This is a genomic window from Clostridium sp. UBA4395, from assembly GCF_002390995.1.
In the GTDB taxonomy this organism is placed as follows: domain Bacteria; phylum Bacillota; class Clostridia; order Clostridiales; family Clostridiaceae; genus Clostridium_J; species Clostridium_J sulfidigenes.
In genome coordinates this window covers 57,309-80,228 of the sequence record NZ_DGRF01000039.1, presented here as the reverse complement: position 1 = coordinate 80,228, position 22,920 = coordinate 57,309, and the positions used below count along the sequence as shown (strand labels likewise).

Below are 22,920 nucleotides of genomic sequence, written 5' to 3'. Positions count from 1 at the left end.
TGTTTTATATTTTATAAATTTGTCCTGTTTTTATCAGTATTTTCATATATAAATATTTATATATGAAAATAGGTATATATGAACCTATATAACTTTATACCTATATACCTATTTAACTTCATTACTATTTGCCTATATAACTATATAACTAGTTAACTATTTGTTCTATTCATGCGGGTTTGAGAGTTTTCACCCTATACATACTATAGTTAAAATTGTATAAATCACAACTCATTTTCTCATTTCACTTTACATACTGAGATTTAGGATATCCTTCTCTGTATTTACCTCTTGTTTGTAATCCTCCTACCCCTTTAATCCCTGTGATTGTATTTTTAATTACATCTTCAATGTTTACTATATCATCGATATTAGTATAAGCTACCTTCTCACAAATTAATACTGGATCTAAACAATGGATGAGGACCCTACTGGGGGAAGATGCAAAATTAGCACCTGCATCAAGCAATGCTTCGTAGTTTGATTGACAGGCACCTGCAAAAATAACCAAATCATCATAATTAGAATTATAACTTCTTAATAAAGAAACACATTCTACAAAGTATTTTGAGTTCCTATAGTTTCCAAGATCCATATAATCTGATATATTCTTGCTCATTCCATCATGACCCGTAATTACAACTATATCTGGGTTTATTTCCTTTACTAAATCTAGTATCTGGGAGGGCTGATCCTTTTCTGCTATGACTTTACCTACAGCCTCAATGGATAATTGCTTATATGTTTTTAAACAAATATCTAGGTATTGAGGATCACCATCAATATGAAGAATTTTACCTGGTCTTCCAAAGAATAATTCACTATTTTTAAAAGATGTACCTTTCTTTTCTTTTCTGTTTATCTCAGTGTCTATAACTCTTAATGCAGCGGAAGCCCCTCTTGTATATGACCTTGATAGCAAAACTTTCTTTAGAGCAGTATTTACTTTTTTATTAAATACTTTATCCTTCTCCCCAACTCCCTCACTGTCAATAACCTCTAAATCATCTTCTATGCTATCTGCTTCAATTCTTATATTTAACCCCTTTAATAAATATTTTTTAACACCCTCATCATCAATTTCTATATCTATTATTTTAAATACTATATCTTTATTATAAGATTTTCTTACTACTCTATCACCTATATTCACCTATATCTCTCCTCATGATTTCCTCTTTATATCATATGAACTTTACTTAATAATTGTGAGATATTAAAACTATGGAACTCATTAAACAAATATAAAAATATAGTAAAGGATTGATAAAAATTTAACTAAATATCTTGAAATATTATTTTCATGGGTTATAATATAATTAGTTAAATAAATAACAAAGTTTAGGGGGTATATACTAAATGTCTACTGAAAAAATTGATGTAAAATCTGTTAAGGAGTCTAAGAATGATTCCATTTCAAGCTCTAGCAATTCAGCTGATAAAGCCATATCATCTGTAGATTCTGAAATTAATAACCTTGTTAAAAACGCTCGTGATGCCTACGAGGAATTTTTAACCTTTGATCAAAATTCCATAGATAATATAGTTAAAAAAATGACAATCTCTGCCCTAAGTAAACACCGTGAACTAGCTAAAATGGCTATAGATGAGACGGAAATGGGTGTATATGAAGATAAAATAACTAAAAATATATTTGCCTCTGAGTATGTATACAACAGTATAAAAGATTTAAAAACTGTGGGTATTGTAAATGAAGAAGAAGATTATATGGAAGTTGCAGAACCTATAGGCGTAGTAGCAGGAGTTACTCCAACTACAAATCCTACTTCCACTACAATATTTAAATCCTTAATAGCTATAAAAACTAAAAATCCTATAATATTTAGCTTTCATCCTAGGGCTCAAAAATGTAGTATAGCTACTGCTAAGTTGCTTTTGGATGCAGCTATTGAAGCAGGTGCTCCTAAGAATTGTATTCAATGGATTAGTAGTCCTTCCATTGAAGGTTCACAAAAACTTATGCTTCATCCTGGAGTAGATATTATTCTTGCAACCGGTGGTCCTGGTATGGTTAAATCAGCTTACTCTACTGGAAAGCCAGCTCTTGGTGTTGGTGCGGGAAATGTTCCTTGCTATATAGAAAAAACAGCCAATATTAAAAGATCTGTTAATGACTTAGTACTATCAAAATCCTTTGATAATGGTACCATTTGTGCCTCAGAACAGGCAGTTATTATCGATAGAGAAATTAGTGATGAAGTAATTTCTCTCTTAAAAGAACGTAATTGTTACTTTCTTAATAAAGAAGAAATGTTAAAACTTCAAAAGGTTGCTATAGATGAAAAAAGGCAATCTATGAATCCAAACATAGTAGGTCAAGGAGCTACAAAAATCGCAGAAATGGCTGATATTAAAATTCCAAAGGACACAAAAGTTCTGGTATGTGAACCTGGTGGAATCGGTGCAGATTATCCTCTTTCAAGAGAAAAGCTTAGTCCTATCCTTTCAATGTTTATAGTTGATAGTACTGAAGATGGAATAAAAGCCTCTGAAGATATGATTGCTTTTGGTGGTCTAGGTCACTCTGCTGTTCTTCATTCTACCAATGACCAGGTTATTGAAGAATTCTCTAGAAGAGTTAAGGTTGGTAGAATAATAATAAACTCCCCTTCTTCTCAAGGTGCTATAGGAGATATTTATAATGTAAATATTCCTTCATTAACTTTGGGTTGCGGAACCATGGGTAGAAATTCAACAACTCAAAATGTTAGTGCAAATAACTTAATAAATATTAAACGTGTAGCTAAAAGGAGAGTTAATATGCAATGGTTTAGAGTTCCTGAAAGAATTTTCTTTGAACCTGGGTCCCTTTCATACCTTGAAAAACTTAAGGGTAAAAGAGCCTTCATCGTAGCAGATAAATTCATGGATAGACTTGGATATGTATCTAAAGTAATGGGACATCTTAAAAAAGCTAACTTTGATGTAAATGTATTTTTAGACGTAGAGCCAGATCCATCTACAGAAACTGTTATGAGAGGAACTGCTCAAATGAATAGCTTTGAGCCTGATGTTATAATAGCTCTTGGTGGAGGGTCAGCAATGGATGCTGCTAAAGGTATGTGGCTTTTCTACGAAAATCCTGATATAGATTTTAATGGTCTTAAACTTAGATTTATGGATATAAGAAAAAGAGCTTTTAAGTTTCCTTCTCTAGGTAAAAAATCTAGATTAGTTGCTATTCCAACAACCTCTGGAACTGGGTCTGAGGTTACAGCCTTTGCTGTTATAACTGATAAAGAAAATAATATAAAATATCCATTAGCAGATTATGAGCTAACCCCTGATATTGCTATAATAGATCCGGAGTTAGTTATGACTGTACCACCATCAGTTACAGCTGATACTGGGTTAGATGTTTTAACTCACGCTATAGAAGCTTATGTATCTGTAATGGCTTCTGATTACACTGATGCCTTAGCTCTTAAAGCTATAGAGATTGTTTTTAAATATCTACCTATTGCATATAAAGATGGAAGTAATGCTCTTGCTAGAGAAAAGATGCATAATGCTTCTTGTATTGCAGGTATGGCATTTACCAATGCATTTTTAGGAGTTAATCATAGTATAGCTCATAAATTAGGTTCAGAATTCCATATACCTCACGGAAGAGCAAATGCTATCATGCTTCCACATGTTATAAAATATAATGGAAGTAATCCAAGTAAGCTAGTAGCCTTCCCTAAATATGAATACTATAAAGCTCCTGAAAAGTTTATGGAAATAGCAAAGTTTTTAGGCTTAGCTCACTCTACCTGCGAAGAAGCTGTAAATAATTTAGTGGAAGCTATCAGAAATCTTATGCTGGAACTAAATGTTCCAACTACCCTTAGTCAATGTGGTGTTACTAAGGATCATCTAGATTCTGTACTATATTCATTAGCCGATGAAGCTTTTGAAGATCAATGTACTACCTCAAACCCTAGACTACCTCTAGTTTCTGAAATTGCAGAACTGATTAAGGATGCTTTTTAATAAGGATTTAATTTAAAAAATAAAAAGTTGTGGTATATCACATATTCCACAACTTTTTTATCTTCTCAAGGATAATCTCCTTAAATATTATAGAATTCTTTAAATTGTCTCATAAAACTTTCAAATTTTTCTCTTTCTTGTATAAGCTCCTCCATTTTCTTATTAAAAGTGTTTTGTACCCAATTTACTTCATTATAATAATACCTATTACATATTCTCCAATATCTTTGAGGAAACATCAAGAATGCATATAGCACCATATATTCATCATCTTCTATTGGAGATATTTCATTATAATTATCAATTATAAGCTTTGCTAACTCAAAATCCCATTCTCGTCTCTTTAAAACTTTAATCATAAAATTAGATAAATCAAAAGCTCTGACCTCTCTTTTACAGTAATCAAAATCTATTATACTTACTTCATTTTTTTCGTCTACTATTATATTGTGATAAGTAAAGTCATGATGACAAAAACTTTTTTCTTCCTCCGATATCCTACAAATATTATAATAATTAGATTGATTTAGAACCTCTAGGGCCTTTTGCCCTAAAACTTTATAATAATCCATTGATTTTATATAATTTAAATCGAACTCCGTCTTATGATTCCTTTTCTTTCTAACCATTTCTTTCATCTTATCAAAGGATTTTATCCTTTTTTCCATTAAATGAGGCCATCTTCCTAAGTCAGATTTTAATTTACTATTCTCAGATGGTTCATATCCCTTTGACGCTAAATGAAAATTAGCTAGAGCTCTAGATGCCAATATTAAATCATCATCACTATGGAAATCACATTCTCTCCCTTCTATCCATTGAGATAAAGTATAAATATCTTCGTTTACTAAAGCATATGGTTTCTCCTCTGTATTAAGATAATATCTATCTATGTTCTTAAACCCATTATTGTATAGATGTTCTTTAGCTCCATATACAAAGAATAATTTTTGAGTACCATAGCTTATTTTCTTTAAGCACCTGACACCTTTATTAGTTTTTAATTGATATACACCCTTATTAGGTTTAATATTTTCAATTTTAATATCAAATTGACGTTCAATTTCAAACTCTCTCATCATAATTTCGCACCCCCTCTATAATTTATATGTATCACCAGCATAATTTAGAATAGCCATAACATATTTGAGTTTAAGTGAATAGTATGGATTATAATACCTATTGTAAAGGAGCATTTATATGAATATTGGTATAGACATTAGAGCTGCCAAGTGGTACAGGGGTACAGGTATAGGAACTTATTCCTATCAGCTCATAAACGCTATTAATAAAATTGATACCTTAAATGAATACACCCTCTTTAGTGATTGTAATTCTACACCCATAAATTTTAACTCTAATTTTAAAATTTGCTCTACTCCTAATATAAATACTAATAATTTTTGGGAAAGTGTAAGTCTTCCTATAAATTTAAACAATGAAGATTTAAACATATATCATGTACCTCAAAATGGTATCGGCTTACCTTTGGATCATACTCTTCCTTTTGTTATCACTCTCCATGATACAATTCCAGCACATATGCCAGAAACAGTTGGTGATAAATATCTTAGTCTTTTTAACAGTTCTATGGAGAATATAGTAAATAGATGTGATGGTATAATTACTGTTTCTAATTTTTCTAAGGAAGATATTTCAAAGGATTTTAATTTCCCAAAAGAAAAAATATATGTTACCTATTTAGCTAGTGAAGATATCTATAAACCCCTTGATAAAATTCTATGCAGTACTATAATAAAAAAATACTATTCTTTACCTAAAAATTATATTTTGTATACAGGTGGTTTCAGTCCTCGAAAGAATATTTCTGGCCTCATAGAAGCTTTTAGTAAAATCCATGGTAAACTACCTAATGAAATGAAATTAGTCATAGCAGGAACTAAGGGTAAATCCTATTGTATTTATAAGAATCTTTGTGAAAAGTTAAAAATTACTGACAAAGTCATATTTCCTGGGTTTATAGCAATGGAACATATGCCTTATCTATACAATAATGCATCCCTTCTAGTTTATCCTTCCTTTTATGAAGGCTTTGGACTTCCTCCTCTAGAGGCTATGGCATGCGGTATTCCTGTAGTTGCATCCAATGTAACTTCTATACCTGAAATCTTAGGTGATAGTGCACTGCTATGCTCTCCCTATTCTATAGAGGAACTGGGAGAAAGTATTTTAAAGGCACTACTAGATAATGTATTGAGAAATGATTTAATTAATAAGGGTTTTATGAAAGTAAACTCTCTATCCTGGGAGAGAACCGCAATACAAACTCTAGATAGCTATAAAAAAATAACTTCATCAGATAAAAAGGAAGATACATAGAGTATCTTCCTTTTATGCTACACCCTAGGGGGGGCTAGGGTGTAGCCAACATATAAATTTTTTTGAATGTTTCTACCATATCTTGTCTTTCCTCTATATCTTGCACTTTTTTTTGTATTTTATACAGGTAACTATTAAATTTCCAAAGTTTTTTTCTATAAAAATAATCTCTAGATATAGAGTAAAATCCTTCTGGGAATAATAACATTCCATGAAGCACTTCGTACTCTTCCTTTGATATAGGTGATATTGAATTATATTCTTTTATAATTTGTTTCAACATATTGAAGTCATAGCAACTATTCTTTGTGGTCTTATTTATAAAATTACATATATCATGAACTCTTAAATCTATTATGGAATAATCAAAATCTATAAAATATCCTTTATTATCCTTTATTAAGATATTGTGATAAGCTAAATCATGATGACAAAGAATAAAATTATTTTTAACCTTACATAGCTCCATATAAGGTGACTTTTCTAATGCTTCTATACTCTTTTTCATTCTTTCAAGGAAATAATCTACGTGAGTAAGAAATATTTCATGAAACTCATTTTTATTCTTATAACTTAGAGCCATAGTCTTCATATTTTCTAAATCCTGAAGCTTTTCCTTATAACTATTTATAAGTTTAAAACCCTTAAATCTGCTACAATCCTTAGAAAATCCTATGTCTCTTGATGCTTCATGCATCTCTGCTAGACTCCTAACTGCTATATTAATATCTAAAGGATTATTGTATTCACACTCTCTGCCTTCTATCAAATCCATAACTACATAGGTACTGTCCTTCCACACTGTGGTGATATGTCCCATATTATTTCGATAAAAATTTATGATTCTATCAAATCCATTGTTTGTTAGATAATCTATACCGTATACTATAAAATATAAATCTTCCTTGGCATAATCTATTTTCTTTAATATTTTATTTCCCTTATCTGTTACCAGAATAAATACCTTTCTTAATGGAATTACATCCATTACTAAAAAATCATAACTATTAAAAAGTTTTATATCTAAGTTGTATTTACTAAGCCATTCCTTATAAGAAAATCTATTTTCCATAATATTTCAGTCACCTCCTTATATTAAAGACATTTCATCCTCTTTAATACCATTTAATAACCTTCTTATATACTCCTCTTCATTCCAACTTTTTTTATTCTTCTTATATTTCTCATATATCTTAATAAATTCATAGGGATAAGATAACAGTGCTCTAATGAATACTTTACTACTTTCACCCAATCCTTCTAACTTACAAAATTCATCTATACACTTATTAAAATCTACCTTAAATCCCTTTCTCTTAAGCTTTACTAAAAAATAATAGCAATCCATCTCTACCATGTTATATGCTATGTCATCGAAATTTACAATTTCTATGGTTTCACTTTTTCCTAGATTATCAAAATCTACATTAGTTAAACATATCTCTACATTATCCATACTTCTTGCAACTAACTCCATATAGTCATTATTCATTATGGTATCAATAACCTTTTCACCCCTAGCTAAAACTCTGTCTCCTCTTTCTAAAACTATCTCTTCTACTCTATCTATTGGTCCATTATCTTTAATTTTTTCTAGGCTACGCCTAAATTTTTTAAGCTGAATTTTATCATCTTCAATCAGTTTACAAGTGTGATTATTTATTCTTTTTCTTAAATATCCATTAAAGCCACAAGATAGCTTATGGACTTCATTTATAATGTTAATTTGGTTTATTACTTTTTCCTCTAATATGCGTCTACTTAAGGTCTCATTGCTTTTCAGCATAAAATTTACTTTTTTAACACCCTTAGTACATAAATATTGCTGAAAGCTATCATAAAAAAATCTATTCATTTTAACACCTCTACTTACGTTTATTTTTTTCTACTTTATTTATCTTCTTCAGTATTTCTTCTTTCTCCATTTCAAGCTCCATCATCTTCTTTTTTCTTTTTTTTATCTTTTTTAATTCTTTAACGTAAGCTTCCATATCCTCTAATCTTTTATCATAATCCTCTATGGTTTTTAGTTCTTCCAGCTCTTCAATAAATTCATCATAATTTTTGTTTTCATTCTTACTCACATAACCCCCTCCTTAAAGATTATCTAACTTAAATTCTCTAAAGCTATTTATAAATTCCTGTCTTTCTTCTCTGTCATCGTCATAGGCTTTTAATTTTCTTAAAAAGAAATCCTCTCCCCACATTTTTTTCTCCCAATAATATTGAATACCTCGTTGCCAATAATCTTGAGGAAATTCCATAAATGCAGCCATGATTTTAATATCATCTTGTTCTAACCTATGGGTTGATTTATAAGCTTTTAATATAATTTTTACTCTTTCTTCATTCCATCTTCCATATTTCATAGCCCTAATTAAAAGGCTAGATAAGTCATGTAAATGTGTATCTAAAATACAATAGTCAAAATCAATGATATTAACCTTATTATCCTTGCCTATTAATACATTGTGGTTGGCATAATCATGATGACAAAACCCCCCTATCCTTATCTCATCAAGGATCTTATTTTCATAATTTGTATCACAAAGATTATTAATTGCTCTGTCACATCTCTGAAGCTCCTCTTTCATCATACTTAAATAGTACAAGTCCACATCGGTCTTTTTGTCTCTTCTATCTATAATATCTTTGAAGCTCAATATTTCTCCCTTTCTTGTCCTATACACTTCTATCCACTTAAACCAACCAACTCTAGGTTTCATATCTCTACTTACTATAAATCCTTCACTACATTTATGAAGCTGTCCTAATTTTTTAGCAGCTATAGAAAGTTCAATGGGATTTTCATAAGAACTCTCCCGCCCATTAAGCCATGGCGTTACATAGGCAAAGTTCTCATGGAATTTTATATAATCCATCCCTCTCGTTGTTGTTATTATGTTTGGTACATACTGAAATCCTTTGCTATCTAGATGTTTCATAGCTCCTAATATGAATAAAAAATGTGGAAGTTCATATTTTACTACCTTTAGACAATATATCTGTTTACCTGCCTCTACTCTATAAACGCTTTTTATTTTTTCTATAGAAGTTAATCCAATGTTATATTCTTTTTTTAATATTTCTGATATCTCTAAATCTTTCAAAAAAACCTCCTCCATAAACCTTCTATAGGTAATATATGATAACTCCAATAAATGTGTGTTTAGATTTCAAGTATTTGTAACACTTATTTATTCCCTGATTAATATGTAATATATGGTTTTAAAAGGAGTGAAATTTATGAAGTTAGCCATAGATGGTAGAGGCATAAACTGGTATAACGGAAGTGGTATAGGAACATATACAGAAAATCTTTTGAAAAACTTACTTAACATAGATAGAAATAATTTTTATCAAATTTATTGGTCTGGTGAAAACTATGAAAGTTATCAAAAGGAAAATACTAATTTAGTTATGTGCTCAAAAAAATATCAAAGATTCTTTCAGGATAGTTTTTTCCCTGAAGACTTAAAAAGAGAAAATATAGATTTATATCATATTCCACAAAATGGTATAGGGTTGACTCCTGAAGTTCATTGCAAAACAGTAGTTACAATTCACGATTTAATTCCCTATATAATGCCTGAAACTGTAGGCAGGGGCTATTTACTAAAATTTTTGAAAGAGATGCCTTATATCGCAGAAGCTAGTAACGGAATTATTACAGTATCGGAATACTCAAAACAAGATATATTAAGATTTTTCCCAATTGATGAGAGTAAAGTATTTGTTACTCCCTTAGCTGCCGATAAAAAATATATGCCCTTAGACAAAGAGCTGTGCAAAAATATAATAAAAGAAAAATATGATATAGATAAACCTTTCATTCTTTATGTTGGAGGTTTTAGTAAAAGAAAAAATGTATATTCCCTTATAAGCACCTTTAGTAAGTTAATAAACCATATGGATAAAGAATATAATTTAGTAATTGTAGGCTCCTATAGGGATGAATCTCAAGAGCTAGTAAAATTAGTTGATAAACTTAATATGAAACGATATATAAAATTTACAGGTTTTGCACCTGATGAAGATTTGCCTATTTATTACAATGCCTGTGAATGCTTTGCATATCCTTCATTATATGAAGGCTTTGGATTACCACCACTTGAAGCAATGAGTTGCGGTACCCCAGTAATTTCTTCAAATACAACCTCTATCCCAGAAGTAGTTGGACATAGCGGTATTCTAATTGATCCACATAGTGATAAAGCTCTTTTAGATGCCCTGGAACTTATGCTTGGTAGTGAAACCCTTCGAAATGAATTTAGCAAGATATCACTTTTAAGAGCAAAGGAATTTTCTTGGGAAAATACAGCTAAGAAAACTTTAGATATCTATAATGAAATCTATAAGAGAGTCCTGGAAGAAAGGTGATACTCTTCTAGATGACTTTATTTTAAATATATATTTTCTGTTCTCATTGAAACATATAAAACCCTACAGTCAATATACACTGTAGGGTTTTATATGTTTGAAAAAATTTAATTATTAAGCTTAGTTTTAGTAAGATATTATTCCCCTCTAAAACTAAGCTTAAATTCATATTACAAGAACTCTTCTAACTCCTTTTCTTCCTTCATTTCATTAATCAGATGCTTTAACTCTTGATCCTTATTTTTATCCATTACTAAAATAACATCCCCTGCATCTACAATAACTAAGTCTTTAATTCCAAAACCTATAATTAGATTTTTCTGTCCAAATACTGCACAGTTCTCACTGGAATTTAAGTATGCAGAACCAACTATCCTATTACCATTGTGTTCATCTAAAAATCTAGTTAAGGATGCAAAACTTCCAATATCATCCCACTGAAATTCACTTTTTATTACATATCCTTTTCTAGTTTTCTGCATTATTCCAAAATCAACTGATATACCATCGATTATCTTATATTCTCTCTCTATAACTTCTTCTTCATCCTCTTCTCCAACATGTTTATAAATTTCACTTACAGAGCTATACATCTTTGGTAAGTACTTTTGCATTTCTCTTAGAAATACATCAGCTCTCCATACAAACATTCCAGAGTTCCATAGATAGGTACCTTTTAAAATAAAATCCTTAGCCACATCTATATTGGGCTTTTCTGTAAATCTAGCTACCTTATAAGTTTTCATAGAGCTTACCACTGGGTCTCCCATTTCAATATATCCATAACCTGTTTCTGGCCTACTAGGCTCAATGCCTATAGTTATAAGCCCTCTTCTTTTTTCTGCAAGCTCTACTGCATTCCTCAAGGTATCTATAAATTCCTTTTCTCCCTCTATATAATGGTCAGATGGTAACACTACCATAACAGCATCCTTATCTCTCTTTAACAGCTTGACTGCTGCAAGACCTATGCAAGTAGCGGTCTCTTTATTGCTAGGCTCTATAAATATATTTTCTTTATTTAGTTGAGATAATTCTCCATGAATTTTTTCAATATATTCTTTATTAGTAACTACAAATATATTTTCTTTATTTATTAAAGGTTCTATCCTTTTTACTGTATTAGTCAAAAAGCTATCTTCATTAAAAACTTTTAAAAACTGCTTAGGATTATTAGAGCGAGACAGTGGATACAACCTTGTACCTTTGCCTCCTGCCAAAATTAACGCGTATAACACAAGTATCACCTTTTATATTGCTTATTTTCATAATATGAACTTTAAAAGAAATTTGTGAAGAATAAAAAACTTCTTTTAATATACCATTATAAGAAATTTTATCGTATAATTATAGAATAGTTTATGGAATAAATTTAATTTTGTAATACTTTTGTAATCTATACATATACCATAGTTGTTAATATATAATTGACATCTAGTATAAAAAATACTTAGAAAGGGTGGTTTACATTGGGTGATGATAAGACTTCTATTAATAGAAGAACCACTGTCAATAAAACAGCATCTATAGATGCTAAAAAAAATAGCTTAAAGAAAAAAAGAGCAAAGCAACGTAAACGACGAAGAATTATATCCATTACAATAATCTCATTAATTATATTACTTATTATATTCTTAGTAAGTATAAATTCTACTCTAGGTAGAATGAAACGTACTACAATCAATGATGACAATTTAGAAATTAGTGATAAATTTAAAACTAATGATACTTATACAAAAGAATATAGTGATGTTGTAAACATTGCTTTCTTTGGATTAGATGAGAAAGTTGATAATATACAACGTTCTGATGCCATAATGATTGGCACCCTTGATCCAATTAATAATAAAATTAAGATCACCTCTTTAATGAGAGATTCCTATGTTAATATTCCTGACTATGGATATGATAAGCTTAATCATGCCTACGCTTACGGAGGACCAGAACTGTCTATAAGAACTATAAACAAGAATTTTGATCTTAATATTACTGATTATGTTTCTGTTGATTTTTCAAAACTTGAAAGTATTATTGATGCTATGGGTGGAATTGACATGGAAATGTCTGAGACTGAATTAGAACATGTAAACAACTATCTAGATGTTGTATACACTGCTGCAGGTAAAACTCCAAAACATGTACACTTTAAAGAAAATGGTACGGTTCATATGACTGGATATGAAGCTCTTGGATATACGAGGATTCGTGGAACCTTAGGTGGTGACTTTGATAGAACCGAAAGGCAAAGAAAAGTAATGAATGAAATATTTAATAACATTTCAAATTCTGGGGTTGGTAAATTAGCTATTACAATGAATAAACTTCTTCCATTTGTAGAAACTAGCCTATCTAACTCTGAAATACTCTCTCTTGGTACTCAAGTTCTATCTATGAATAACACACAATTAGAGCAAGCTAGATTTCCTAGAAATGAGTATAGTGAAGATTCTATGATTAATGATATTTTTTATTTTACTTTTGATGAAAATATAGCAAGAGAAGAGATTCATGACTACATATTTAAAGATAAGAAATTATGGGAAAGTGAAGTTTCTGATGATAGTGATTCTTCTGAAGGTGAGTCTGATAACAACTAACTTATAAATATATTGTAATATTTATGTAAATATTATTAACTTATATACTTTATTATTATATGTAATATTATAATAGTAAAGTATATGTTTCGTTATTATTATATTTAAAAAAAATCATTTTGTTAGAAAAAATTTAATTTTAGGATGTGATAACATTGGAAGACTTAAACAAAAAAAACTTAAATAGAAGAAAAAAATCTCGAAATAAAAAGATAATTATTTCCTGTATTGCTATATTTATAATTATAATTGGTACTGGACTTTTTTATGGAAATAATCTACTTTCAAAAATAAAAAGATCAAAAATTGATGAAAGTGATTTAGGTATTAAGGAAGATGTAGAAGAAAAAATACAAACTAGTGAAATTAAAGATATAGTAAATATAGCAATTTTAGGTGTAGATGAAGCTGAAGATGATGTAGGTCGTTCAGATGCTCTTATGATAGCAACCTTTGACCCTGTTCATAAAAAATTAAAGATTACATCTATAATGAGAGATACCTATGTAGACATACCTGAAAATGGTAAAGATAAAATCAACCATGCCTTTGCATATGGTGGTCCTCAACTTTCAATAAAAACTTTAAATCAAAATTTTGGACTTAACATTAAAGATTATGTGAAAATTAATTTTAAAGAACTTGAAGGACTTGTAGATTCAATTGGTGGTATAGATATGGAACTATCTGATGAAGAAATTATTGAAGTAGATGATTATATTGTACGAGTTTCTGAAGCACTAAATATACCTACTGAAAGGTTAATTAAAGATAACACAACAACTAAAATTCATCTAAATGGTTTTCAAACTTTAGGTTATTGTAGGATTAGAAGTACTGCCAATGGTGACTTTGATAGAACGGAAAGACATCGTAAAATTATGACTGAAATGTTTAATAAAATCTCTAAAGCCGGTACTGCAGAACTTGCTTCCATGGCAACCAAACTATTGCCTTATGTAGAAACCAGTCTATCTAACAAAGAAATAATTAATCTAGCAGGAAATGTACTTAACCTAGGAACTAAAAATATAGAACAAGAACGATTCCCTAGAGATGACTACGCTAAAAACTCTAATATTAATGGTTTCTTCTACCTATGTTACGATGAAGCTTATACAGAAGAGCAAATCCATGAGTATATTTTTAATGATAGAAAAATGTGGCTAGAGCCTAACCCAAAAGTATATAATCATGATGCTGAACACTCACATAGTAATGGCTCCAATAATGTGGATAACTCTGAAGGTGAAGAGACATCTACAGATATCCCAGTCGAACCACCTACAGACGGTACTGACCAAACAACTAATCCTTAATGGGAGGAAAATTTATGAATAAAGATAAAAAAATAAAACCAAAAAAAAAATCTAAAGGATTAACCACCGGCAAAAAGGTACTTATTATAATAGCAACTATCTTAATATTTTCCTTATCAGCTTTAGGTAGCTATTTACTATCTATGGTTGGTAAATTAAACAATGTTGGTTTAAATGATTCAAACTTAGGAATAGAAAAATCTAAGAATACATCCTCTAAAATTAAAAATATAGTTTTATTTGGTATTGACCAAACTGAGGGAGATATTGGACGTTCAGATGCAATAATAATTGCTACTGTTGATTCTCTTCATAAAAAATTAAAGTTAACCTCTATATCAAGAGATAGTTATGTTAATATAGAGGGTCATGGATATGATAAATTAAACCATGCTTATGCTTATGGTCAAGAAGAACTTGCTATAAAAACTATTAATCAAACCTTTGGTTTAGATATTGCAGACTATGCAAAAGTTAATTTTAACAATCTTAAAGATATTATAGATACTTTAGGTGGCATAGATATTACTGTAGAAGATTCTGAACTAGGGGATTTAAACGGAGTAATTTCAACTTCTGGTAGACAACATGTAAATGGAACTCAAGCCTTAGCATATTCTAGAATAAGAAAAAATAGTGGTGGTGATGATAGTAGAACTGAAAGACAAAGAATGTTACTTACAGAAATATTTAATAAAGTATCTACTGTAGGCATTCTTAAATTACCTTCAGTGGTTAACGATATATTACCTCATGTTCAAACTAGTCTTTCAACTTCTGAAGTTTTAAGTCTAGGAACTAAGGTATTAACCTCTGGAATCACTGATATAGAACAACTAAGATTTCCACTTGCAGAACATAGTAAAGGTGATAAAATAGATGGTATATATTATACTACCTTTGATGAAGAAATTACAAAAGAACAAATACAAAAATATATATATGAAGATATAAAGCCAGAAACATCTTCTAATTAATAGGAGCTACATGGATTAAATTCCATGTAGCTCTTGCTTTTATTGTGGTAAAAACTCTTTTATACTATTTAAAACAGCATCTTCTAATTTTAATAAATTCCTATCTGAAACTTCATTGTTCTCCCCAGTTACACCTAAGTATATTTTCATCTTAGGTTCTGTTCCCGAAGGTCTTACTACAAAATAACATCCATTACAGAAGATAAATTTAATAACATTTGACTTTGGTAAATTTATAACTTCTTTACTAGAATCTTCAACATTAATCCTATAACTTAGTTTATAGTCTTCCTTAACAGATATTTTATAATCTCCAAAACTTCTTATATTCTCACTTCTGAAATACTCAATTATCTCTTTAATTTTTTCTTGACCATCCTTACCTTTTAGCTCTATGGATATTAACTTTTCTTTATAATATCCATAACTTTCATATAGTTCTATTAATCCTTCATATAAAGTCTTACCTATGGATTTGTAATAAAGAGTCATTTCGCATATTAAAGCTGCTGCTATAACTGCATCCTTATCTCTAACAAAATCCCCTGCTAAATATCCATAACTTTCTTCAAAACCTAATAGAAACTTATCATTACCTGGAGCTTTTTCAAAGTTTCCTATAAGCTCGCCTATATACTTAAACCCTGTTAGAACTTCCTTAATTTGTACATCAAATTTCTTGCATATAGGTTTTATCATATCTGTGGAAACTATAGTTTTAATTATAGTACCCTTAGTATCTAATTTTCCTGTTTCTCTTAAGGATGATATTATATAATTAGTTAATAATACTCCTACTTGATTACCCGTAAGAACTCTATACTCTCCGTTATTATCCTTCACCACAGCCCCTATTCTATCACAATCAGGGTCTGTACCAAGGATTATATCAGGAGCAAAATCCCTTGCCATTTCTAAAGCCAGCTTAAATACTTTACTATCCTCTGGATTTGGATATGGTGCTGTTGGAAAAGCTCCATCAGGTAGTTCTTGTTCCTTAACTACTGCTACATTCTTATAAAAAAGTTCATCTAATACTCTTCTTACAGGAATATTGCCAGTACCATGAATAGGAGTATATATTATTTTGAGATCCTTACCATGATTTTTTACTAGCTCTTTTCTTATGGTAAGCTCCTTTACTCTTTCTATATATGAAGTATATATTTCTTCCCCTATATAGTTAACTAAATTTTTTTCAACCGCTTCCTTAATATCCATTACTGTAACCTGGGCAAAGGAATCAATATTATTTACAAAGGTTATAATTTCATTAGCTGATACATCTGTAACTTGACATCCATCATCACCATAGACTTTATATCCATTATACTCTTTTGGATTATGTGAAGCTGTTAATACTATACCACCTTGGCAGGTTAACTCTCTTACAGCATAAGAAAGCATCGGTGTAGGGGTAAGCCTATCATATAAGTATACTTTTATTCCATTACCAGCTAAAACCCTAGCAGCATATTCTGAAAACTCCTTAGACATATGACGAGAATCATAAGCTATTGCAACCTTTGGAGAAGTATATTTATTATTTAAATAATTAGCAAATCCTTGTGTTGCCTTTCCCACAGTATATATATTTAACCTATTACTCCCAGCTCCAATTATTCCTCTTAATCCTCCTGTTCCAAACTCTAGGTCTTTATAAAATCTATCTTCTAGTTCAGTTTCATCAATAATATTTTTTAATTCTGCTTTAGTGACCTCATCAATTTCAGGTGAATTAACCCATAAATTATATTTATCTCTATAATTCAATTATGCCCCTCCCTATTTATATATTTTATCTTTTTAAATTTTTATTTTTTTGTCTTTAAATATCATATCTTTCATACTTTTAATAGTATTTCTATATAAGAATAAAACTATTACTATAACTATAATGCCAATAATTACTGTAATAATAGAAAATTCCATAAAACTTGTGTATAAAGCAAGAATAGATATAGCTAAAATAGCTACTGTAGTCCTTCCTATACTATAATCTACTTTATAGAGTCTTCTAGATATTAAAGTTCTGGCATAATAAAATACTATATAAGCTAGCCCTGTAGAAATACCAGCACCTTTAGCCCCTAAGGTTGGTACCAAAATACTATTTCCTATAACATTAAATAGGCAAGCTATTGAAGCTATTACTATGTGATATTTAGGTTTCTTTTTGAAATTTATACCCCCAACTGATACCTCTGACATGGTATATAATACAGGCATAAATACTAAAAACGGCATTATGTAAGATGCAGTTCTATACTTAGGGCCTAAAATTAACACAATTACATCTTTAAACAATATTATACCAATTCCTATTCCAAACATAAAAAAACTAACTATATCATTAATATTTGAAAAAAACTTTGTATCCTCTGGAGCTTTTTCGTACTTTTCAAAAGCCACAGGTATCCAAAAAGTTGCAAATGATGTCTGTAATATGTTTAATATGGCTATTATACTATTAGCTGAGCTATATATTCCAACTTCATAATCACCACAAAAAGCTTTTATTGCCATCTTATCAGCAGATTGGAATAACCATGTAACCAATACTGTAAAAATTAATGGTATTCCGTATTTTAAGATATCTAATTGAGAATTTTTAAGTTTTTTATCTTTAATGTTCTTAAAGTTCCAACTATCTCTCTCAGTAAATATGGATATACCTGCTACTACAACATTAGAAATTAAGGTTGCATAAGCAAGAGTTAAGAAACTATTATTATATATCATAAAGAACAATGCTATAGACATAAGATAACTAAGCTTTTGCATTACCTGTAGCATAGAATATAGTCTTCCCTTTTGCTTCATTCTTACTGTCAAAAGTGAAAATCTACTTATAGAAGCTAAAGTTATATTTAATATAAGTAATATTATAAAATTTGGATTATATTCAGATATTATATACTTTGATATAGGAACTTTAAATATAATGATTATAATTGATATTATTATATTTAATATCAACGGAATTTTTATACTTTCAAATAATAATTTGTTTCTATTAACTTCATCCTCTTCATAAAAAAACCTTACATAAGATTGGTCTAATCCACAGGTTATAATTAACATAAGTATACTAGCATATAAATTAAACATTCCAAACTTACCATATTCCACAGGCTCTATTATCCTAGTTATAATTGGAGATGATATAAGTCCTATGATTAATACTAGCCAATTCCCTACAGAAAAAGATAGAAACTTGCCAAATAAAGAATTCTTTTTTATACTACTTAATTTGGAGTTTAAATTACTCATAATCTTTACACCTACTGATTCTCTAAAAGTTGATCTTCTGGTACATCTCTTAATACTTTTGCTGGACTTCCTATTACTACTTTTCTCACTGGTATATCTTTTGTAACTAAAGACCCTGCCGCTGCAAATCCTTCCTCTTCTATAACCTTACCTGGAAGTACTACTACTCCTGCTCCAAGTCTACCACCATTTTTAATTGTAATACCTTTAAACTTTCCAAATCTCTCCTTTGAACGGGCTGCATAATTATCATTCGAAGTTACAACACAAGGTGCTATAAATACATAATCCTCCACAGTAGAATATGCAGTTAAATATACATTAGTTTGAATCTTACAATTTGATCCCACAACGCAGAAGTTTTCTACAGTTGAGCCTCTTCCTATAACTGTTTTTTCTCCTATAGTTACATTTTCTCTTATAGTTGCCATGTCTGCAATTAATGTTTTATCTCCTATGATTGCTCCTCTATAAATTATAGTAGTAGCACCGATTAAACACCCTTCTCCTATGGTGCAGTTTGGTAACTTCTCTTCATCTTTAAATATACTGTTTATTCCCCTCATCGGAGTTTTACCTATAACAGTATTATCATCTATCCTAACATTATCTTTTATTATAGTATCTTCATGAATAACTACATTATGACCAATAATGCAGTTATCTCCTATAGTAATGTTATCTTCAATAACTGTAAATTTTCCTACCTTAACATTGGTACCAATGGTGGCTTTTTCCGATATATAATTCATAAATTACACTTCCTTTTTTTCTTTTAATTGATTTATATTGTCTTATGAATCATAAGCTTTGATACAAATCCATATATAACCTATTATGCACTCTATTTCTTATTCCTATCTAACAGATATATTATATACTATTTCACAATTATGTTCTATAAAAATAAAACTCATCTCTATTTATATAAATAGAGAATGCTAAGATATTTTAATATACATTAACATTCTCTACTTATAAAACCTTTATATTTATGTTGATATTTTATATTAAACTCTACTACTTAGAAATGCACTCAAATTATTAGTAGTAGCCATATCTTTTCTTTCTAAATCTGTTGGTTGAAGCTTAATACCAAATACCTCTTCTATTTTTAGTAACACTTCTATAATTCCTAATGAATCTAATAATCCAGCCTCAAATAAATCTAAGTCTAAATCCTCTCTTATTTCATCAGTTCCAGTTACTTCCTCAAATATATCTAATACCTTTTCTTTCATTTAATTTTCCTCCTAAAACTTAATTTATCTAATTTTATTATACATTCTATATATTATATATTTATCAATACTATTAAATTTTTATCTTTATTTATGAGTAAATAAGTACCCTGAGAATAACAATAATCCAAAAGAAGCTACATGGAAATTAATTAAAACCTGAACTCTTTGAAACCATTTCTCTTTTTTATGTTTTTTATAAAACTTAGATTTTCTTTGTAATATATCTGTAAGTACCAAAACACCACCTTGGTATATTCCATATATTATATAGAATACTTCTAATCCATGCCAAACTCCCATTGCAAGCATAGTTATCATTTGAGCAAAATGAGACGCCCTAAATCTATCTTTAAATCTTTTCTTTCTCATAGAGTTTAAAAGAATTCTAGAGTATAGATAATCTCCAAACCACCTTGAAAGAGATATATGCCATCTTGTCCAAAACTCCTTCATATCCTTACTAAGAAATGGTTTGTCAAAATTCTCTGGTGTTTTAATACCAATAATATAGCTTGTACCCACTGCGAAAGAGCTATATCCCGCAAAATCAAAGAATAAATATAAACTATAAGCATACATATAGTTCAAACTATTTAAGAATGTTATATCCGTTGGAATTTTACTCATCCATAGAGTATTTATAATATACGCTATTACAAACTTATATCCTACCCCCCTAATTATTCTTTTCAATCCTTCAAATAGATAATTATTTATGTAATCATCTTTCAGAATTTGAGTATTTAAATTTTCTTCAAACCTTCTATATCTATCAATTGGACCTGAACTTAACGTTGGAAAAAACATGATGAAATATACTAAAGTTGAAAATTTAATTTCTTTTATAGCTCCATCATATATTTCTATAATCATCTGTATAGCTTTAAAATTCAAATAAGATAATCCAATAAATCCTATAGGTCCAAAACTTACTTTGACTGATACCTTCGTTATTATTATCGGTAACATAGATAGAAAAAGTGCTAAGTAATATATAAATTTATTATCTGTTCTATCACGTATTTCTAAGTATGAATTGATTAATATGATTTCTCCTAGTAAAAACATTATAAATAATACAATTCCTACTGACTTTACCCCTATAATCACTCCTACCATAAATATGGATAATAATATACCATAGGGTTTTATATTTTTGCCCTTTATGCCCAAGACTATAGCTGGAATAAGTGATAATAATAGTATATACAGATAGAAATAATCTCCATACTGTGTTAATTTTATCATTTTATTTCCTCCATAAGTCTTCTTCTATCTATCTTCCCATTTGCATTTAAAGGAAACTCACTTATTACCTTAATATTTCGTGGAATCATATACTTTGGTATATACTTTTTAAGTTCGTTCTTTATCATCAATGTATTCTTTAATGGACTTAGTTTATTATTAGTTTTTAAAGTAACAAACGCAACTAAATGAGCTATTTTACCTTCTTTGTAACATGGCAATACAACTGCATTTTTAATATTATCTAATTTTCTTATATTGTTCTCTATATCCTCAAGTTCTATCCTAAACCCATTAAGTTTTATTTGGAAATCCTTTCTCCCACTAAAATATAAGATATCCTCTTTAAAGTATCCTATGTCTCCCGATTTATATCCTCTAAGAATCTCTCCATCCATATCTTTATAGAAAAATACTTTGTTAGTTATATCATCATTTTTATAGTATCCTTTACTAACACTTCTACCTATTATTACAATTTCCCCTTTTTCTCCATCTCTTAAATTCATTCCATTTTCATTAACAATTTTTATATAAGCACCCTCCATTACCTTTCCTATTGGCAATTCTTTGTTTTCATATAATACTTCATCTGTTATATCTATTCCTGTAACTGCTACAGTTGCTTCTGTTGGTCCATAACTATTTATTATCCTTATATTAGGAAACCTTAATTTTAACTCATTAACCAACATAGGTGGTAATACTTCTCCTATAAAGTACATTGTCTTTAAATTAGGCATTAATTCATGTGTAAAGGTATCATCCTGTACACATAATGTGGCAAATGCTGGAGTAGAAATCCATAATTGCATATCAGATTTTTTTAGTTCTTCAAATGTATATTTTGTATTTTCAAGAGTATTATATGATAAGCTAAATAATATTTTTCCATTAGTCAAACCCAAATATATAGGCATAACAGATAAATCAAATGAATACGAAGGCTGGTTAAGTATCGCATTATTATCATTATCAACATTCAGAAACTTAGAAAACCATTTTACAAATGAGTCAATATTATTCTTACTTATTTGCACACCTTTAGGTTGTCCTGTACTCCCTGATGTAAATAAAATATAACAATTATCATCACCTTTTACCCAAAATTTCTCTTCAATTCCTTCTGTACTATATGATCCATATACTTTTTCCAGCTCTATATAAGATATACTATATGGAATAATGCCTACATTCTCTGTAGTACAATTGATAATTACCTTTGGATTTACTTCTTGTAGAATTTTATTTATCCTATCTTCTGGAAATGTTATATCTATTGGAATATATGCTCGTCCTGATTTTAGAGCTGCTATCATAGCTATTAGAATATCATTTTCCTTATTTCCATATATAACTATAGGTGTTCTATCCTCTTTATATTTATCTAACATATAGTTAGCTAGACTATTGGATTTAGTTTCCAATTCTTCATATGTTAAAATCTGATCTTCCACAATCGCGGCAACTTTATCTTCTTTAGAATACCCTTTTATATTTTTTAAAATATCCATAATTTCCTCCTAATCAGTCTATAAACATAGTA

19 protein-coding genes are annotated in these 22,920 nt (G+C 29.4%); 6 read left to right on the top strand and 13 right to left on the bottom strand.

Annotation, left to right across the window (positions count from 1 at the left end):
- Positions 1–244: 244 nt before the first annotated feature.
- Positions 245–1,153 (bottom strand): sporulation peptidase YabG, encoded by a 909-nt coding sequence (gene yabG, locus B2694_RS06485; protein WP_346885055.1) that lies wholly within the window; start codon positions 1,151–1,153, stop codon positions 245–247.
- A 206-nt stretch (positions 1,154–1,359) separates the two neighbouring features.
- Here yabG and adhE point away from each other — a divergent pair, with 206 nt between their 5' ends.
- Positions 1,360–3,996: a bifunctional acetaldehyde-CoA/alcohol dehydrogenase gene (gene adhE / locus B2694_RS06480; protein WP_346885054.1), complete on the top strand. Its 2,637-nt coding sequence runs from the start codon at positions 1,360–1,362 to the stop codon at positions 3,994–3,996.
- Positions 3,997–4,076: 80 nt separating this feature from the next.
- On the opposite strand, the gene B2694_RS06475 is transcribed toward adhE, so the two are convergent.
- Positions 4,077–5,078 carry a CotS family spore coat protein gene (locus B2694_RS06475; protein WP_346846977.1) on the bottom strand — a complete coding sequence of 334 codons (1,002 nt, stop codon included), beginning with the start codon at positions 5,076–5,078 and terminating at the stop codon, positions 4,077–4,079.
- Between the two features lie 118 nt (positions 5,079–5,196).
- On the opposite strand from B2694_RS06475, the gene B2694_RS06470 reads away from it, so the two are divergent.
- A complete protein-coding gene (locus B2694_RS06470; RefSeq protein ID WP_346885053.1) occupies positions 5,197–6,336 on the top strand; it encodes a glycosyltransferase family 1 protein in 1,140 nt (379 codons plus the stop codon).
- A 34-nt stretch (positions 6,337–6,370) separates the two neighbouring features.
- Here B2694_RS06470 and B2694_RS06465 read toward each other — a convergent pair whose 3' ends face one another.
- Genes B2694_RS06465 through B2694_RS06450 form a run of 4 tightly spaced genes read right to left on the bottom strand, consistent with a single transcriptional unit; the run spans position 6,371 to position 9,446 of the window.
- Entirely contained in the window at positions 6,371–7,408 is a 1,038-nt protein-coding gene (locus tag B2694_RS06465; protein ID WP_346885052.1) for a CotS family spore coat protein, read from the bottom strand.
- An 18-nt stretch (positions 7,409–7,426) separates the two neighbouring features.
- Positions 7,427–8,191 (bottom strand): hypothetical protein, encoded by a 765-nt coding sequence (locus tag B2694_RS06460; RefSeq protein WP_346885051.1) that lies wholly within the window; start codon positions 8,189–8,191, stop codon positions 7,427–7,429.
- A gap of 10 nt (positions 8,192–8,201) precedes the next feature.
- The gene (locus tag B2694_RS06455; protein ID WP_346846973.1) at positions 8,202–8,420 is read right to left on the bottom strand and encodes a hypothetical protein; all 219 of its coding nucleotides are present in this window, start codon (positions 8,418–8,420) and stop codon (positions 8,202–8,204) included.
- A 12-nt stretch (positions 8,421–8,432) separates the two neighbouring features.
- On the bottom strand, positions 8,433–9,446 hold the full coding sequence (locus B2694_RS06450) for a CotS family spore coat protein (RefSeq protein ID WP_346885050.1): 1,014 nt from the start codon (positions 9,444–9,446) through the stop codon (positions 8,433–8,435).
- A gap of 136 nt (positions 9,447–9,582) precedes the next feature.
- Between B2694_RS06450 and B2694_RS06445 the strand changes: the two genes are divergently transcribed.
- Positions 9,583–10,716 (top strand): glycosyltransferase family 1 protein, encoded by a 1,134-nt coding sequence (locus tag B2694_RS06445; RefSeq protein WP_346885049.1) that lies wholly within the window; start codon positions 9,583–9,585, stop codon positions 10,714–10,716.
- Positions 10,717–10,886: 170 nt separating this feature from the next.
- Here the strand turns inward: B2694_RS06445 and B2694_RS06440 are convergent, their stop codons facing one another.
- The gene (locus B2694_RS06440) at positions 10,887–11,954 is read right to left on the bottom strand and encodes a mannose-1-phosphate guanylyltransferase (protein ID WP_346885048.1); all 1,068 of its coding nucleotides are present in this window, start codon (positions 11,952–11,954) and stop codon (positions 10,887–10,889) included.
- Positions 11,955–12,185: 231 nt separating this feature from the next.
- Here B2694_RS06440 and B2694_RS06435 point away from each other — a divergent pair, with 231 nt between their 5' ends.
- From B2694_RS06435 to B2694_RS06425, 3 genes are all read left to right on the top strand, one after another.
- On the top strand, positions 12,186–13,313 hold the full coding sequence (locus B2694_RS06435) for an LCP family protein (RefSeq protein ID WP_346885047.1): 1,128 nt from the start codon (positions 12,186–12,188) through the stop codon (positions 13,311–13,313).
- A 155-nt stretch (positions 13,314–13,468) separates the two neighbouring features.
- Positions 13,469–14,632, top strand: coding sequence for an LCP family protein (locus B2694_RS06430; protein ID WP_346885046.1), 1,164 nt, complete (start codon positions 13,469–13,471; stop codon positions 14,630–14,632).
- A 14-nt stretch (positions 14,633–14,646) separates the two neighbouring features.
- The gene (locus B2694_RS06425) at positions 14,647–15,609 is read left to right on the top strand and encodes an LCP family protein (protein ID WP_346885045.1); all 963 of its coding nucleotides are present in this window, start codon (positions 14,647–14,649) and stop codon (positions 15,607–15,609) included.
- Between the two features lie 39 nt (positions 15,610–15,648).
- Here the strand turns inward: B2694_RS06425 and B2694_RS06420 are convergent, their stop codons facing one another.
- The 6 genes from B2694_RS06420 to dltA form a co-directional block, all read right to left on the bottom strand.
- The gene (locus B2694_RS06420; protein WP_346885044.1) at positions 15,649–17,382 is read right to left on the bottom strand and encodes a phospho-sugar mutase; all 1,734 of its coding nucleotides are present in this window, start codon (positions 17,380–17,382) and stop codon (positions 15,649–15,651) included.
- A 33-nt stretch (positions 17,383–17,415) separates the two neighbouring features.
- The gene (locus tag B2694_RS06415; protein ID WP_346885043.1) at positions 17,416–18,882 is read right to left on the bottom strand and encodes a lipopolysaccharide biosynthesis protein; all 1,467 of its coding nucleotides are present in this window, start codon (positions 18,880–18,882) and stop codon (positions 17,416–17,418) included.
- A gap of 11 nt (positions 18,883–18,893) precedes the next feature.
- A complete protein-coding gene (locus tag B2694_RS06410) occupies positions 18,894–19,634 on the bottom strand; it encodes an N-acetyltransferase (protein ID WP_346885042.1) in 741 nt (246 codons plus the stop codon).
- 258 nt (positions 19,635–19,892) lie between these two features.
- Positions 19,893–20,123 (bottom strand): D-alanine--poly(phosphoribitol) ligase subunit DltC, encoded by a 231-nt coding sequence (dltC, locus tag B2694_RS06405; RefSeq protein WP_346846963.1) that lies wholly within the window; start codon positions 20,121–20,123, stop codon positions 19,893–19,895.
- Positions 20,124–20,210: 87 nt separating this feature from the next.
- Positions 20,211–21,371, bottom strand: a complete 1,161-nt coding sequence (dltB, locus tag B2694_RS06400) for a D-alanyl-lipoteichoic acid biosynthesis protein DltB (RefSeq protein ID WP_346885087.1) — start codon at positions 21,369–21,371, stop codon at positions 20,211–20,213.
- Positions 21,371–22,888, bottom strand: coding sequence for a D-alanine--poly(phosphoribitol) ligase subunit DltA (dltA, locus tag B2694_RS06395; RefSeq protein ID WP_346885041.1), 1,518 nt, complete (start codon positions 22,886–22,888; stop codon positions 21,371–21,373). The genes dltB and dltA overlap by 1 nt, the downstream gene beginning before the upstream one ends.
- Between the last annotated feature and the right edge of the window lie 32 nt (positions 22,889–22,920).